This window comes from Streptomyces sp. JJ38, assembly GCF_019303475.1.
Classification (GTDB): Bacteria; Actinomycetota; Actinomycetes; order Streptomycetales; family Streptomycetaceae; genus Streptomyces.
The window spans coordinates 15,885-31,501 of sequence record NZ_JABLSI010000055.1 but is presented as its reverse complement, the minus strand read 5'-3'; the positions used below and the strand labels follow the sequence as shown (position 1 = coordinate 31,501).

Below are 15,617 nucleotides of genomic sequence, written 5' to 3'. Positions count from 1 at the left end.
GGTCCACGACGGCCTGGGGCGTGCCCGCCCAGCCCGGCGCCCCGGCCGCGGGGCACACCGCCCTGGAGGGCACGACCGCCGAGGGCGCCGCGCGCCCCGCCCCGGCCCGGCCCACGGGGAGCGGCGGGCACGGACGGCGGCGCAGGCCCGGCTCCGGGCACGGGCCCGGCGGCGTCGCCGAGCGCACCGGAAGCCCGATCATCGAGCCCGGCCTCCGCCCGGCCGCCCTCACTCTGGCCCTGGCCGTCCTGCTCGCCGTGGCCGCGCCGCTCGGCGGGTTCGCCGTCCTCGTCCCCCTGCTCCTGCTCCAAGCCCTGACGGCCGCCGGCTGGTACCGGCTCAACGGCATGTGGCCCGCACGGCAGGGCATCGCCCTCGCCTTCCTCGCCGGGGTCTCCGCCGACGCGGCACTGCTCACGGTCCGCGAGGAGCACACGGACACGGCGCTGCTGGGCACGCTCGGCATCTGGGTGCTGCTCGTCCTGCTGCTCCAGCTCCGCAACCGCGGCTCGGCCGACGAGCGGCTCCACGCCCTCACTGCCGGGGTCGCCGCCACCGTGCTCACGGTCTTCGCCGCGGGCTTCCTGGCCGCCGCCGACGTCCGCTGGGAGGCCGTGAGCATCGGCGCGGCCGCCGTCGCGGCGGCGGTGCCGCTGCGGGCGCTGCCGCTGCCCGGCCTGCCGTCGGCGGTCCTGGCGCTGCTGGCGGCGGTCGGCGCGGGGCTGGGCGCCGGCTGGCTCACGGGTGTGGACGACGCCGGGTTCGCCGCCCTCGTCGGTGCGGCGGCCGGGCTGTGCGCCCTCGTCGGGCTGCGGGCGGCCAGCTACGACTGGCCCTCGCGCTTCGTTCACATGACGGCCGGGGTGAGCCTGCCGCTCGCGCTGGCCGCGCCCGCCGTCCACGTGCTGGCCTCCGTGCTCTGACCCGCCGGCCGGGCGCCCCCTGACGCCCGGCCGACGCGCGCCGACGCCGCTGACCGTGGCCGCGTGCCGCCCGACGGAGGGCACGCGGCCACGGTTAGGATCGCGACAGTCGAACAGGGGGGCGTACGACCATGCCACGCGGACTGCGGATCACACTCATCGTGCTGCTCGTGCTGGGCGGCCTGTTCGTCGCCGTGGACCGGCTCGCCGTCAACTACGTCGAGGGCCGCATCGCGGACGAGGTGAAGGCGTCCCGGAACGCGGAGGAGGCCGAGGTCTCCGTGGGCGGGTTCCCCTTCCTGACGCAGGTCGCGCGTCGGGAGCTGGATTCCGTCGACATCAGGCTGAGCGGCATGACCACCTCCAGCGGGGACCGCACGCTGGAGGTGCGGGAGTTCGACGCGCACGCCAGCGACATCGACCTCGCCGACGACTTCTCCGGAGGCGTGGCCGCCGAGACCACCGGCACCGCCCACCTCACGTACGAGGCCCTGAGCGCCGCCGCCGAGGAGGGCGTCACCATCGGCTACGGCGGAGCGGCGGAGAACGGCGACACCAAGGTGAGGGTGACCGGCTCGGTGACCGTGCCGGTGCTGGGGAAGACGCTGGAGCACTCCACGACGAGCACGATCAGCGTCGAGAACGGGGACACGGTCCGGCTGCACGCCGACGAGGTGCCCGGCGCCGACCTCCCGGGGGTGGAGGAGCTGGTCCGGCAGAGGATCGACTACACGCGTCAGCTCACCGGCCTGCCCTCGGGCGTCTCACTCACCGGCATCAAGGCGACGGAGGACGGCGTCGAGGTGACCTTCTCCGGCCGCCAGGTGAGCGTCACGGGCTGAACCAGCCGACGGCCGCACGGCCCCGCGAGGCCTCCCGCGACCCCGGCAGACGGCAGGCAGCACGCCGTGCTCCGGGCCGGGGACGCCCGAAACGGCCCACGGAGCGGCCCGAGCACGGACCAGGCGTCCATCATGCGAGACGACCACCCGCGCGACATCGAGACGGCTTCCCCTCCCGCCCCTCGGGTCACCCGCGACGGCCGCTCGCGGCCCGCGCCCCATCCCACTCAGTGGTCGATCACGTCTCGAAATCCGGAACGCCGGTGACACGCGCCGCGCCCGTCCTTACGATCGTCCGCATGACCCGACAGGCGGACCTCACCAAGCGCCGGACAGTTGACCTGTGCCGCGTCGCCGCCATGCTCTGTCGCCCCACCGCCTGACGACCCGCCGTCGTCGGCCGGGACCGGCCGGCGAAGCGCGCGGCGTGCCGGACTCCGCCACCCCGCGCCGGGCCGTACCCGCCTTCCGAACCCGCACAGCGCCGTGCGACGCGCACCGGACACCCGCCCGGCGAACGCCGCCCGCACGCCCCGCCGCGCACCGCCACAGCTCACGGCAGCACCGCCGCAGCGCGGCACATGCCCGCACCCGCTCACCGCACAGCAGCACCAACGCCCCGGAGGAGAACTTCATGAGCCGCAGTGACGTCCTGGTGGACGCCGACTGGGTCGAGGCCCGCATCGACGACCCGAAGGTGGTCATCGTCGAGGTCGACGAGGACACCTCGGCCTACGAGAAGAACCACATCAAGAACGCCGTCCGGATCGACTGGAAGCAGGACCTCCAGGACCCGGTCCGCCGCGACTTCGTCGACCAGGCCGGCTTCGAGAAGCTCCTGTCCGAGAAGGGCATCGCCAACGACGACACGGTCGTCCTCTACGGCGGCAACAACAACTGGTTCGCGGCCTACGCCTACTGGTACTTCAAGCTCTACGGCCACCAGGACGTGAAGCTCCTCGACGGCGGCCGGAAGAAGTGGGAGCTGGACTCCCGCGACCTCGTCGCCGAGGTGCCCAGCCGCCCGGCGACCCAGTACAAGGCCAAGGCCCAGGACACCTCCATCCGCGCCTTCCGCGACGACGTCGTGGCCGCCATCGGCAGCCAGAACCTCGTCGACGTCCGCTCCCCCGACGAGTTCAGCGGCAAGCTGCTCGCGCCGGCGCACCTGCCGCAGGAGCAGTCGCAGCGCCCCGGCCACGTGCCGAGCGCCCGCAACATCCCGTGGTCGAAGTCGGCCAACGACGACGGCACCTTCAAGTCGGACGACGAGCTGAAGGAGCTGTACGAGGCCGAGGGCGTCGACCTGGGCAAGGACACCATCGCCTACTGCCGCATCGGTGAGCGCTCCGCCCACACCTGGTTCGTCCTGCACGAGCTGCTCGGCCAGGAGAACGTCAAGAACTACGACGGCTCCTGGACGGAGTACGGCTCGCTCGTCGGCGTGCCGATCGAGCTCGGCGCCGCCAAGTAACACCCACCAACCGTCTGACTTTCCCGATCCGAAAGAGGACATCCGACATGTGCGGAGCACAGGCAGGCGGCCCCGACGCCTCCACCATCAAGCCCGGTGAGACCACGATCCAGGGCCACGTGACGCGTGACGGCGAGCCCGTCACCGGCTACGTGCGGCTCCTGGACTCCACCGGCGAGTTCACCGCCGAGGTCCCCACCTCCGCGACCGGCCAGTTCCGGTTCTACGCGGCCGAGGGCACCTGGACCGTCCGCGCCCTCGTGCCGGGCGGTAAGGCCGACCGGACCGTCGTCGCCCAGCAGGGCGGCGTGGCGGAGGTCGCCATCGCCGTTTGAGCCGTCGCACGGCCACAGGCCGAAGGGCCGCACCCCGGGGTTGGACGCCGGAGGGGTGCGGCCCTTTGCCGTGACCGGGGCCGTGCTCAGTACACGAGCGCCTGGGTGTTCGGCGCCATCGCCTCGGCCACGAAGACCTGGGCCCCGGCGATGCGCACGCCCTCCAGGACGTCCGCCTCGGTGATCTCCCGCCGCGCCGCGCACTGCGTGCACAGCGTGATCCGTCCACCGGCCTGGATACCCGCGATCAGGTCCGGGAGCGGGGCCGCGTGCGGCAGCTCGAACTCCGCCGCCCGCCCCGGCAGCGCGAACCACGCCGACTCGCCGGTCAGCCACAGCGAGACCTCCACCCCGCTGGCTGCCGCCACGGCGGCCACCGTGAACGCCTGCGAGCACCGCTCGGGGGCGTCCGCCCCCGCCGTCACCTTGATCACGAGCTTCTTGTCGTCCGTCATGCGCACACCGTAGACCGGGCGGCACGCACCGGAGCGGCGGACCTCACAGCGCCACCGCGCGGCCCGGCGACTAGACTCGGCTCCGGCCCACCGTCCACCACCCAGCCGCGCAAGGAGCACCCCGTGCTTGAGGCAGTCTTCGTCTCCCTTATGGTCCTCGTCGTCATCGGGACCGGGGCCTTCGCACTCCTCACCGTCGCGAAGCTCTTCCAGGGCCAGCGCTGACCCCCGGCCCGCAGCAGCCCGAAGCCCCCGAACCAGCGAGCGACTGAACCCTCCATGATCGAGATCCCCTCGGACCTGCACCCCGACCTCGTGCCCCTGGCCTTCCTCCTCGGCCGCTGGACGGGAGCGGGTGTCGCGGACTTCCCCGGCGCCGAGCAGTGCAACTTCGGCCAGGAAGTCGCCTTCACCCACGACGGCCGGGCGTTCCTGAGCTACACCTCGCACTCCTGGGTCCTCGACGAGCAGGGCCACAAGGTCCGCCCGCTGGAGTCGGAGACCGGCTACTGGCGCATCCAGCCGGACCGCAAGGTCGAGGTCGTCATGGTCCGCGACCAGGGCGTCGCCGAGGTCTGGTACGGCGAGCTGGCCGACGGCAAGCCCCAGATCGACCTGGCCACCGACGCCATCGCCCGCCTCGCCTCCGCCGGCGAGTACAGCGGCGGCAAGCGGCTGTACGGCTATGTCAAGGGCGACCTCATGTGGGTCGGCGAGAAGGCCACCCCCGAGGTGTCCCTGCGCCCCTACATGTCGGCCCAGCTCAAGAAGGTCGTCGACCCGAGCGAGTGGGCGAAGGACATCAAGGACCTCCCCGACGACGGCATCGCCTTCTTCAAGTGACCGGACCGCCGGCCCCGGCGGCGGGGCTCACTCCTCCGCCGCCACACGCGGCTGGTCGCACCCCAGGCGCCGCCCCTCGGCCGTCACATAGGCCGTGAACAGCTCACGCGTCAGCGCCGGGTCGAAGTCGTCGGCCCTCTGCGCCACGAACGTGACGTCGCCGTCCTGGCACTTGGCGTCGAAGACCCCCAGGTCACGACGGTATGACTCATCGCCCTCGCCGAACCGCTCCGCGTGCCAGTAGAGCGGGGCCAGGCGCGGCTCCTCGATCGTGAGGAGCCGCAGTTCCGCCACGTCCCCGTGGACGCTCAGCTCGCAGGTCCGCACCGCCCCATCCGTCCCGGTGCGGACGAGCTGGAGGCGGCTCCCGTGCCTGCCCTCCCCACGCAGGGACTCAGGAGTGCGCATACCCTCCGCCCGGCACAGCTCGTCCCTCGGGAGCTTCTCGAACTCGGGTATCGCTTCCAGCCGCCCCGGTGCCGGGAGCGGGTCCCCGCAGTCAAAGCGCTCCAGCACGCCGTTCGCGAGTTCGACGACGGCCCGGGCGAGGAGCTCCCGGTTCTCCTCCGCGGACCCGATATCGGTGTACGCGTACCCCCGGGACAGGCTGACGACCTTCGGGGGCCGGATCAGGATGCCGTCGGGTTGGCAGTCCTTCGGGAGGGCGACCCAGGCCCGGACGGGCGACACCATGCCCGTGAGCCCCTCGCCGAGCGGGACCATCCGAGCGTTCAGGAACTCCGCGGGCCACTCGCGGCTGTCCAGCCCGGACGAGGCGAGCTCGCGCACGGAGGCGACCACCGGCGAGAGGTGCCTCCGGTCCTCGATCCGGCACTCGCCGAGGAACCGCTGACTCTGCATCCCGCTGTACGCCAGCGGCAGCTCGTGCGCCTCGAAGTCCTCCCCCGAAAGCTCGGCCGCCGTGTCACGGGGCAGGGCGTCCCAGCACACCGGCTCCTCGCGCGACGCGAGCGGCAGCGAGTCCGTCTGCCAGGCGACCAGACCCCCGGCGAGCAGGGCGCCGGCCAGCGACCCCGCGAGCGCCGCGCCCGGCCTGCCCCGCAGCCAGCGCCGCAGGCGCCCGCCCGACGGCTCCTTGGCCTCCGGTGCCGTGTCCTCGTCGGCGTCCGCCATCGTCGGCGGCGTCTCGTCCCGCACTCCGTCCTCCCCCGACGGCTCACCGCGGAGCGGCCTCGCGTCGCCGTCCTCCGGCCGGCGTCGATACTACCGAGGGCGGTGTCGCCGCCTCGGACGCGGTGGACGAGCGCTGAGCTGCGCCCCGACCCGAGCGACTCCCCCGGGCAGGAGAAGCCTGCGCCGCGTAACCCGGGGAGCTGTGCTTGGCGCAGTGGCGCTGACGTCACAGCGGAGTGCCCGGCCCTTCCGTGCCGGACTCGCGCACCTCGTTGATGAGCGCCGCGAAGGCGGAACGGTTCACCCTTACCGCTCGCGCCGGGTAAACGCTGTCGCGTAGGGCTATCTTCCCGTCGCCACAGAGAGCCACTTCAACGCAGGCATTTCCGGATGCTTCGGATAAGGATGACTTGAACCACTGAAGTTCGGACAAGACATCGCCTTTCACAGCTCGCTGATGATTCCACGAATAAGGCCACGAGACTCCTCTGGACGGCGAAGGCGTTCCTCGCTGACCCCCAACCTGCCCGACTCGATGTTGGAGATCATCGTGCGGTCGACTCCGAGTCGTTCCGCTGCCACAGGAGCGGACATGCCAGCGGCTTCTCGCAGGCGACGCGGTTCGCTACCGAACCGCTGCTGACGGATGGTGGGGTACTCCCGCGGGGCCATGGGACAACTCCTTGAGTGGAAGGACGGTTTACCGATCCAAGGGGAAAGCCGTGCTGTCCGCCCACGGTTTGGGCGAACTCTCGGGTTCCGTTGTCGGTGGCGGCGTCCGTCCCCCACGTCGCACCCCCTGGCGGTCGCCGTCGGCGGCCGCCGTGCCCTCCCCCGGTCGGCGCCGGATGCTACCGAGCGGGGCGCAGTTGCGGGGTGGGGGCGGGGGCGGGACGGTGAGAGGGTCACAGGCATCCGGTGTCCGGGCGCACGGACAGGTGCCTGCCGGGTGACGGCGCGGGAGAGGTGTCGACGGGGCGCGTCCTCGGTGGGGTGCGGCCGGGGCCGGCCGGAACCGGCGGGACTGGGGCCGAAGGGCCCCGAGGGGACATCATGGACAGCGCGACCCTAGAGACGATGCGGACCGAGCTGCGAGGCCCGGTCATCACTCCGAGCGAGCCCGGGTACGCCGAGGCGTGCGAGCTCTACAACGCCATGATCCACAGGCATCCGGCCGCCTTCGTGGGCTGCCGGGACGCGGCTGACGTCATCGCCGCGCTGACGCTCGTGCGCGACAGCGGGCAGGCGCTGGCCGTCCGGGGCGGCGGGCACAGCGGCGCGGGGCTGTGCCTGGTCGACGACGGGGTGACGCTCGACCTGTCGCCGATGCGCTGGGTGCGCGTGGACCCGGAGGCCCGCACAGCGCAGGTGGGGGGCGGAGCGCTGCTCGGCGACCTCGACCACGCCACGCACGCCTTCGGCCTGGCCACGCCCGCGGGCATCATGTCGACGACGGGGGTCGGCGGGCTCACCCTCGGCGGCGGGCACGGCTACCTCAGCCGCAAGTACGGGCTGACGATCGACAACCTGCTGGCGGCGGACGTCGTCCTGGCCGACGGTCGCTTCGTCACCGCGAGTGAGGACGAGCACCCGGACCTGTTCTGGGCGCTGCGCGGCGGAGGCGGCAACTTCGGCGTCGTCACGTCGTTCACGCTGCGGCTGCACCCGGTGGACACGGTCGGCGCGGGGATGACGGTGTGGCCGGTGGAGCGCACCCGCGAGGTGCTGACCTGGTACCGGGAGTACCTGCCGCAGGCCGGGGAGGACGTCTACGGCTTCTTCAACTTCCTCACCGTGCCGCCCGGGCCGCCGTTCCCGGAGGAGTTGCACGGGCGGCGCATGTGCGGCGTCGTCTGGTGCTATCTGGGGGACCTGGAGCGGCTGGACGAGACGCTGTCGGTCGTCGGGGACGCGGGGCCCCCGGCGTTCCACTTCGCCATGCCGATGCCCTACCCGGCGCTGCAGAGCCTGTTCGACGAGGAGATCCCGCCCGGCCTCCAGTGGTACTGGCGCGGGGACTTCTACGACGCCATCCCGGACGGCGCGGTCGACGTGTGCGCCCGGTACGGGCAGAACCTCCCGAGCGACCTGTCCACGCTGCACCTGTACCCCGTGGACGGCGCCGTGCACCGCGTCCGCCCCGAGGACACCGCCTTCGGCTACCGGGACGCCCTGTGGTCCGGCGTCTACGGCGGCATCGACCCGGACCCGGCCAACGCGGAGGCGATCAAGCGGTGGTGCGTCGAGTTCCACGGCGAGATGCACCCGTACTCCATGGGCGGGAGCTACGTGAACATGCTCGGCGAAGGAGAGGGCGAGCAGCGGGTGCGGGACGCGTACCGCGAGAACTACGAGCGGCTCGGCCGGGTCAAGCGCGCGTACGACCCGGAGAACCTGTTCCGCGCCACCCAGAACATCCCGCCGGCCCCGGCGAGCTGAGCGTCCCCGGGGCCGCCCCCTGCGGCCGTCCCGCCCCGGGAGCCCGGCCACGGGGGGCGGCCCCTTCAAGCGGCCCACACCTCACCGGCGCGGGGCGGGTGACGTGAGCGGTTCAACACGCGTGTGACCTCCACGACGGCCCGTCTCCCGTGATGGACTCTGGCACGGGTCCGACGACGCACCCAGCGCTGGCCGTGCCGTGCGGTCCGCGGCGGGGTATGCGTGGTCAGGGCTCGTGCGTCACGTGAGCAACCCCCGGCCGTCCCGCACGCACGCGAGCCCTCATGCCTTCACCCGACCGAAGGGACCGATGAGCCATGTTCCGCAAGGTGCTGGTCGCCAACCGCGGCGAGATCGCCATCCGCGCGTTCCGCGCCGGCTATGAGCTCGGCGCGGGAACCGTCGCCGTGTTCCCGCACGAGGACCGCAACTCGCTGCACCGCCTCAAGGCCGACGAGGCCTACGAGATCGGCGAACCAGGGCACCCGGTACGGGCCTACCTCTCGGTCGAGGAGGTCGTCCGGGCGGCTCGCGCCGCCGGGGCCGACGCCGTGTACCCGGGGTACGGCTTCCTCTCCGAGAACCCCGACCTGGCGCGGGCCTGCGAGGAGGCGGGCATCACCTTCGTCGGGCCGAGCGCGGAGACGCTGGAGCTGACCGGCAACAAGGCCCGCGCGGTGGCCGCCGCCCGGGCCGCGGGCGTGCCCGTCCTGGGCTCCTCCGAGCCGTCCACCGACGTGGACGAGCTGGTACGGGCCGCGGAGGAGCTGGGCTTCCCCGTCTTCGTCAAGGCCGTCGCGGGCGGCGGCGGGCGCGGCATGCGGCGCGTCGAGGACCCGGCCGCCCTGCGCGAGTCCATCAAGGCCGCCTCCCGGGAGGCGGAGTCGGCCTTCGGCGACCCGACGGTGTTCCTGGAGAAGGCCGTCGTCGAGCCGCGCCACATCGAGGTGCAGATCCTCGCCGACGGCGAGGGCAACGTCATCCACCTGTTCGAGCGGGACTGCTCGCTGCAGCGCCGCCACCAGAAGGTCATCGAGCTGGCCCCGGCCCCCGGCCTCGACCCCGAGCTGCGGGAGCGCATCTGCGGGGACGCCGTGCGCTTCGCCCGGCAGATCGGCTACCGCAACGCCGGCACCGTCGAGTTCCTGCTCGACCGCGACGGCAACCACGTCTTCATCGAGATGAACCCGCGCATCCAGGTCGAGCACACGGTGACCGAGGAGGTCACCGACGTCGATCTCGTGCAGTCGCAGCTGCGCATCGCCGCCGGTCAGACGCTCGCCGACCTCGGCCTGTCCCAGGACCGCGTCTACCTGCGCGGCGCCGCGCTGCAGTGCCGCATCACCACGGAGGACCCGGCCAACGGCTTCCGGCCCGACACCGGCAAGATCAGCGCGTACCGCTCCCCCGGCGGCTCCGGCATCCGGCTCGACGGCGGCACCGCCCACGCCGGCACCGAGATCAGCGCCCACTTCGACTCGATGCTGGTCAAGCTGACCTGCCGCGGGCGCGACTTCGCCACCGCCGTCGGCCGCGCCCGTCGCGCCGTCGCCGAGTTCCGCATCCGCGGCGTCCAGACCAACATCCCCTTCCTCCAGGCCGTCCTGGACGACCCGGACTTCCAGGCCGGCCGCGTCACCACCTCGTTCATCGAGCAGCGCCCGCACCTAGTCACCGCCCGGCACTCCGCCGACCGCGGCACCCGGCTGCTGACCTACCTCGCCGACGTCACCGTCAACAAGCCGCACGGCCCGCGCCCCCAGACCGTGGATCCCGTGAGCAAGCTGCCCAGGCTGCCCGAGGGCGCGCCGCCCGCCGGCTCCAAGCAGAAGCTCACCGAGCTGGGCCCCGAGGGGTTCGCCCGCTGGCTGCGCGAGTCCCCCACCCTCGGTGTCACCGACACGACGTTCCGCGACGCCCACCAGTCGCTGCTCGCCACCCGGGTGCGGACGAAGGATCTCCTGGCCGTCGCCCCCGCCGTCGCGCACACCACGCCGCAGCTGCTCTCGCTGGAGTGCTGGGGCGGGGCCACCTACGACGTCGCCCTCCGCTTCCTCGCCGAGGACCCGTGGGAGCGGCTGGCCGCGCTGCGCGAGGCCGTCCCCAACATCTGCCTCCAGATGCTGCTGCGCGGCCGCAACACCGTCGGCTACACCCCCTACCCGACGGACGTGACCAACGCCTTCGTCCAGGAGGCCACCGCCACCGGCATCGACGTCTTCCGGATCTTCGACGCGCTGAACGACGTCGGCCAGATGCGGCCGGCCATCGAGGCGGTGCGGGAGACGGGCAGCGCCGTCGCCGAGGTCGCCCTCTGCTACACCTCCGACCTCTCCGACCCCGCGGAGAAGCTCTACACGCTCGACTACTACCTGCGGCTGGCCGAGCAGATCGTCGACGCGGGCGCCCACGTGCTCGCCGTCAAGGACATGGCCGGGCTGCTGCGCGCCCCCGCCGCCGAGAAGCTGGTCTCCGCGCTGCGCCGCGAGTTCGACCTGCCGGTGCACATCCACACCCACGACACCGCGGGCGGCCAGCTCGCCACCTACCTCGCCGCCGTCCGGGCGGGCGCGGACGCCGTCGACGGCGCCGTGGCCTCCATGGCGGGCACCACCTCCCAGCCCTCGCTGTCCGCGCTCGTCGCCGCCACGGACCACAGCGAGCGCCCCACCGGTCTCGACCTCCAGGCCATCGGCGACCTGGAGCCCTACTGGGAGAGCGTGCGCAAGGTCTACGCCCCCTTCGAGGCCGGTCTCGCCTCGCCCACCGGCCGCGTCTACCACCACGAGATCCCCGGCGGACAGCTCTCCAACCTGCGCACCCAGGCCATCGCACTCGGTCTCGGCGAGCGTTTCGAGGAGATCGAGTCCATGTACGCCGCCGCCGACCGCATCCTCGGCCACCTGGTGAAGGTGACGCCCTCCTCCAAGGTCGTCGGCGACCTCGCGCTGCACCTCGTCGGTGCCGGCGTCTCCCCCGAGGACTTCGAGGCCGGGCCGCACACCTTCGACATCCCCGACTCCGTCATCGGCTTCCTCCACGGCGAGCTGGGGAACCCGCCCGGCGGCTGGCCCGAGCCCTTCCGCACCAAGGCCCTCCAGGGCCGCTCCGCCGCCAAGCCCATGCGGGAGCTCACCGACGAGGACCGCGAGCTGCTCGACAAGGACCGCCGCGCCACCCTCAACCGCCTCCTCTTCCCGGGCCCGACGAAGGAGTTCGAGACCCACCGCGAGGCCTACGGCGACACCAGCGTCCTCGCCAGCAAGGACTTCTTCTACGGCCTGCGCCCGGGCCAGGAGTACGCCGTCGACCTGGAGCCCGGCGTCCGGCTGCTCATCGAGCTGGAGGCCATCGGCGAGGCCGACGAGCGCGGCCTGCGCACCGTGATGTCCACCCTCAACGGCCAGATCCGGCCCATCCAGGTCCGGGACCGCTCGGTGGCCTCCGACATCCCGGCCACCGAGAAGGCGGACAAGTCCAACTCCGGCCACGTGGCCGCGCCCTTCGCCGGCGTCGTCACCCTCGTCGCCAGCGAGGGCGACGCCGTCGAGGCGGGCGCCACGGTGGCCACGATCGAGGCCATGAAGATGGAGGCCGCCATCACCGCCCCCAAGGCGGGCACGGTCTCCCGCATCGCCATCAACGCGATCCAGCAGGTGGAGGCCGGTGACCTGCTCGTCGAGCTGACGTAACCCACGGCACCCACCGCACCCACCGCGCGGACGAGAGCCCCGGCCGGTCGTACGGACGACCGGCCGGGGCTCTGCCGTGCGCCGCAGCCGTTCCCGTCTGCGAGCGGAAAAACGAAAGGCAAGGAGGTCATCCACTCCTTGCCACTCTCAACGTATAGCGCACTGGGGGGCTTGCGGCAAGAGCCGGGGTGTGCCGCAGAATCTCCCCTCAAGAGCGAATCCCACGGAATACGGTGATTCGCCACGAAAGTACGTTGTTGCCCAGTGGGGGGATTCGATGATCGACGTGATCGTGGTCGGCGGCGGGCCGACCGGCTTGCTGCTGGCCTGCGAGCTGCGGCTGCACGGCGTGCGGGTGGTCGTCCTGGAGAAGCTGACCGAGCCGACTCAGGAGTCCCGCGGGCAGGGCCTCCACGTGCGCAGCGTGGAGCTGATGGACCAGCGCGGCCTGCTGGACCGGTTCCTCGCCGTCAGCGAGACGTTCCGGGTCGGCGGCCTCTTCGGCGGCGTCATGAAGGCGTGGCCCGAGCAGCTGGACACGGCCCACCCGTACGGCCTGGCCACGCCGCAGCCCGTCACGGAACGGCTGCTGAACGAGCGCGCCCGCGAGCTCGGCGCCGACATCCGGCGCGGCCACGAGGTGGTCGGGCTGCGCCAGGACGAGGACGGGGTGACCGTCGAGCTCGCGGGACGGACACCGCTGCGCGCCCGCTATGCCGTGGGGTGCGACGGCGGCCGGAGCCTGGTGCGCAAGCGGCTGGGCGTCGGCTTCCCCGGCGAGCCCGCGAGCGTCGAGACGATGCTCGGGGAGATGGAGCTGACCGAGGACCCGGAGACGGTGGCGGCCGTCGTCGCCGAGGTCCGCAAGACCCAGCTGCGGTTCGGCGCCGCCCCCAGCGGAGAGGGGCTGTACCGGCTCGTCGTGCCCGCCGAGGGAGTGTCCGAGGACCGCACCGCCCCGCCGACGCTCGAGGAGTTCCGGCAGCGGCTCCGGGCCGTCGCGGGCACGGACTTCGGCGCGCACGCGCCGCGCTGGCTCTCCCGCTTCGGTGACGCCACCCGGCAGGCCGAGCGCTACCGCGTCGGCCGGGTGCTGCTGGCCGGCGACGCGGCCCACGTCCACCCGCCCACCGGCGGCCAGGGCCTCAACCTCGGCATCCAGGACGCGTTCAACCTCGGCTGGAAGCTGGCCGCCGCGGTCGCGGGCTGGGCACCGCGGGGGCTGCTGGACAGCTACCACGCCGAACGGCACCCCGTCGGCGCCCGGGTGCTGGAGAACACCCGGGCGCAGATCACGCTGCTCGGGACGGACCCGGGTGCGACCGCCCTCCGGGAGCTGTTCGCGAAGCTCATGGACCTGGAGGACGTGAACCGGTACGTGACCGGCATGATCACCGCCGTCGACGTCCGCTACGACTTCGGCGAGGGCCACGAGCTGTTGGGCCGACGGCTGCGGGACGTGCCGCTGAAGCGGGGACGCCTCTACGAGCTGACGCACGAGGGCCGGGGACTGCTCCTCGACCAGACGGGCCGGCTCTCGGTGGACGGCTGGGCGGACCGGGTCGACCACGTCGTCGACGCCAGCGAGGAGCTGGACGTGCCCGCGGTCCTGTTGCGCCCCGACGGCCATGTGGCCTGGGCCGGCGAGGAGCTGCGGGAGCTGCTCCCGTGTCTCGCCCGCTGGTTCGGCGCCCCCGCGGGCTGAGCACGGCGGCGCCGCAGCGGAGTCCGGCTCCGGCTACGACTCGCCGGAGACGCGCAGGGCTGCGGCGCGCAGGCGGGCGAGCAGGGGCAGCACGTCCTCGTCGGCCGCGCGGGAGACGGCCTGGATGAAGGCGATGATGCTGTGCGCCATGGCGTCGGAGGCGACATCGTCGGTGTGCGCGGCCCAGGCGGCCAGCGTCGCGGCGAGCACGCTGGACACCCGCACGGTGGTCTCGTCCAGCCCGTGCGAGCCGGTCGTCATGCTGCTGATCACCTGCTGGCCGAACACGGCGAGCAGGGTCGGCATCGGGCGTTCCGTCTCGTCACGCCGGGCCAGCGCGCGGCGCGCGTCGTCGTCACCGCGCTGGGCGGCCTCCAGGTAGGCGACGGCCGCCAGCGCCTCGTCCGGCGTCAGCGGCTCCTCGGTGTTCGCATCGCTCATGGGCACGTCCCCGACTCGGCGTTCCGGTCCCCGCACCGTAGTCCAACCGGCCCCCCGGCGCCCGGCCCCGGCGAGACTCTCGAAAACACCTCTAGCCCAGGACCGCGTCGAGTTCGAGCTCGACGAGCCACTCCGGATCGATGAATCGGGAGACCTCCACGAAGGTGCAGACGGGGCGGATCTCCGCGAAGCGTTCCCCGTGGGCCCGCGCCGCTTCCCGCCACTGTGTGACGTCGGTCAGCATGATGCGGGTGCGGACGACGTCCTCCGGGGAGGCTCCCGCCTCCCTGAGCGCGGCCTCGGCGATGTCGAGGCAGCGGATGGTCTGCGCGTAGACGTCGCCCGGCCCCACGGTGGCCCCGTCGTCCCCGATGGGAGCCGTGCCGGCGACCGCGACGTAGTCCCCCTTGCGGACGGCGCGGGAGAAACCGATCCGCGGTTCGAGCGGCGACCCTGAACTGACCAGCTTCCTTGTCGGTTCCATGACTCCACGGTGCCAGGGGCCCCGGGATCCGGTCACCGCGGGGCATGTGGCCGGATCTTGAGCAACCCCGGGAGGTGCGGGGTTTGCACCGCGTACCGTCGGGTTCAGCCGCATTCGCCCCTCCGGTGGGAGTTCATCGTGACGAGTTCAAGCCTGTCGAACCAGGTGCGCGCCGGCCAGGTCGCGTACCGGCCGTGGACGTTGCCCATGTACGACCTGGTGGCGTTCAAGCTCAACTGCCGGTACGTCTTCCGCGTCCCGGTGTCCGAGCTGGTCGCCATGTTCGACCGCAACATCTCCGCCGAGCACCTCGACCTCGGCGTGGGCTCGGGATACTTCCTGGACAACTGCCAGACCGCCCCGGGGCAGTCGATCACCCTGGCGGACCTGAACGAGCACACGCTGCGGCACGCGGCCCGCCGTCTGACCCGGTTCAGGGTCCGGACGGTGCGGGCCAACGCGCTGGAGCCGCTGCCGCTGCCCGAGGCGGCGTTCGGCTCGGCCTCGGTGAACTTCCTGCTGCACTGCGTTCCCGGCGACATCCGGCGCAAGGCCGTCGTGTTCGACCATGTCGCGGCGTGTGTCCGGCCCGGGGGGCGGCTCTTCGGCTCCACCGTGCTCAGCAAGGGCGTGCCGCTGAACCCCGCGGCCCGGGCGGCGCTCCCGCTGTGGAACCGGAGCGGGGTGATGCACAACTCCGAGGACAGCCTGGAGGACCTGCGTGCGGAGCTGGCCGCGCGCTTCCCGGTGCACCGGGTCACGGTGCACGGCTGCACCGCGCTGTTCGAGGCCGAGGTGCCGTGAGGCCGGTTCCGGGGTGGCGGCCGTCGGGCCGCCACCCCGGAACGGG

Annotated in this window: 15 protein-coding genes; 9 read left to right on the top strand and 6 right to left on the bottom strand. The window is 72.8% G+C overall.

The features are described from left to right. The 4 genes from HPT28_RS23230 to HPT28_RS23215 form a co-directional block, all read left to right on the top strand. The coding region (locus tag HPT28_RS23230) for a hypothetical protein (RefSeq protein ID WP_219093203.1) at positions 1-923 on the top strand (923 nt) is incomplete at its 5' end. Between the two features lie 131 nt (positions 924-1,054). Further along, positions 1,055-1,765 carry a DUF2993 domain-containing protein gene (locus tag HPT28_RS23225; protein ID WP_219093201.1) on the top strand — a complete coding sequence of 237 codons (711 nt, stop codon included), beginning with the start codon at positions 1,055-1,057 and terminating at the stop codon, positions 1,763-1,765. A 634-nt stretch (positions 1,766-2,399) separates the two neighbouring features. Continuing rightward, positions 2,400-3,239, top strand: a complete 840-nt coding sequence (locus HPT28_RS23220) for a sulfurtransferase (protein WP_219093199.1) — start codon at positions 2,400-2,402, stop codon at positions 3,237-3,239. Positions 3,240-3,286: 47 nt separating this feature from the next. Continuing rightward, complete coding sequence (locus HPT28_RS23215; protein WP_219093197.1) at positions 3,287-3,574, top strand: DUF1416 domain-containing protein; 288 nt, start codon at positions 3,287-3,289, stop codon at positions 3,572-3,574. 86 nt (positions 3,575-3,660) lie between these two features. Here HPT28_RS23215 and HPT28_RS23210 read toward each other — a convergent pair whose 3' ends face one another. After that, complete coding sequence (locus HPT28_RS23210) at positions 3,661-4,029, bottom strand: DsrE family protein (RefSeq protein WP_219093195.1); 369 nt, start codon at positions 4,027-4,029, stop codon at positions 3,661-3,663. A gap of 279 nt (positions 4,030-4,308) precedes the next feature. On the opposite strand from HPT28_RS23210, the gene HPT28_RS23205 reads away from it, so the two are divergent. Continuing rightward, complete coding sequence (locus HPT28_RS23205; RefSeq protein WP_219093193.1) at positions 4,309-4,872, top strand: FABP family protein; 564 nt, start codon at positions 4,309-4,311, stop codon at positions 4,870-4,872. A gap of 27 nt (positions 4,873-4,899) precedes the next feature. On the opposite strand, the gene HPT28_RS23200 is transcribed toward HPT28_RS23205, so the two are convergent. The 3 genes from HPT28_RS23200 to HPT28_RS23190 all read right to left on the bottom strand — a co-directional run bounded on the left by HPT28_RS23200 (position 4,900) and on the right by HPT28_RS23190 (position 6,678). Next, positions 4,900-6,030 carry a hypothetical protein gene (locus HPT28_RS23200; protein ID WP_219093191.1) on the bottom strand — a complete coding sequence of 377 codons (1,131 nt, stop codon included), beginning with the start codon at positions 6,028-6,030 and terminating at the stop codon, positions 4,900-4,902. Between the two features lie 202 nt (positions 6,031-6,232). Next, entirely contained in the window at positions 6,233-6,454 is a 222-nt protein-coding gene (locus HPT28_RS23195; protein ID WP_219093189.1) for a DUF397 domain-containing protein, read from the bottom strand. Continuing rightward, positions 6,451-6,678: a helix-turn-helix domain-containing protein gene (locus tag HPT28_RS23190; RefSeq protein ID WP_306824658.1), complete on the bottom strand. Its 228-nt coding sequence runs from the start codon at positions 6,676-6,678 to the stop codon at positions 6,451-6,453. Before HPT28_RS23190 ends, HPT28_RS23195 begins: the two co-directional genes overlap by 4 nt. Positions 6,679-7,059: 381 nt before the next feature. Here HPT28_RS23190 and HPT28_RS23185 point away from each other — a divergent pair, with 381 nt between their 5' ends. The 3 genes from HPT28_RS23185 (at position 7,060) to rox (ending at position 13,842) form a co-directional block, all read left to right on the top strand. After that, complete coding sequence (locus HPT28_RS23185; RefSeq protein ID WP_219093187.1) at positions 7,060-8,445, top strand: FAD-binding oxidoreductase; 1,386 nt, start codon at positions 7,060-7,062, stop codon at positions 8,443-8,445. A gap of 317 nt (positions 8,446-8,762) precedes the next feature. Next, positions 8,763-12,137, top strand: coding sequence for a pyruvate carboxylase (locus HPT28_RS23180; RefSeq protein ID WP_219093185.1), 3,375 nt, complete (start codon positions 8,763-8,765; stop codon positions 12,135-12,137). 277 nt (positions 12,138-12,414) lie between these two features. Beyond that, entirely contained in the window at positions 12,415-13,842 is a 1,428-nt protein-coding gene (gene rox, locus HPT28_RS23175; RefSeq protein WP_219093183.1) for a rifampin monooxygenase, read from the top strand. A 33-nt stretch (positions 13,843-13,875) separates the two neighbouring features. On the opposite strand, the gene HPT28_RS23170 is transcribed toward rox, so the two are convergent. Continuing rightward, positions 13,876-14,283 (bottom strand): hypothetical protein, encoded by a 408-nt coding sequence (locus tag HPT28_RS23170; RefSeq protein WP_219093181.1) that lies wholly within the window; start codon positions 14,281-14,283, stop codon positions 13,876-13,878. 91 nt (positions 14,284-14,374) lie between these two features. Beyond that, on the bottom strand, positions 14,375-14,767 hold the full coding sequence (locus HPT28_RS23165) for a RidA family protein (protein ID WP_219093179.1): 393 nt from the start codon (positions 14,765-14,767) through the stop codon (positions 14,375-14,377). 138 nt (positions 14,768-14,905) lie between these two features. Here HPT28_RS23165 and HPT28_RS23160 point away from each other — a divergent pair, with 138 nt between their 5' ends. Further along, positions 14,906-15,571, top strand: coding sequence for a class I SAM-dependent methyltransferase (locus tag HPT28_RS23160; RefSeq protein WP_219093177.1), 666 nt, complete (start codon positions 14,906-14,908; stop codon positions 15,569-15,571). The last annotated feature ends 46 nt before the right edge of the window (positions 15,572-15,617 follow it).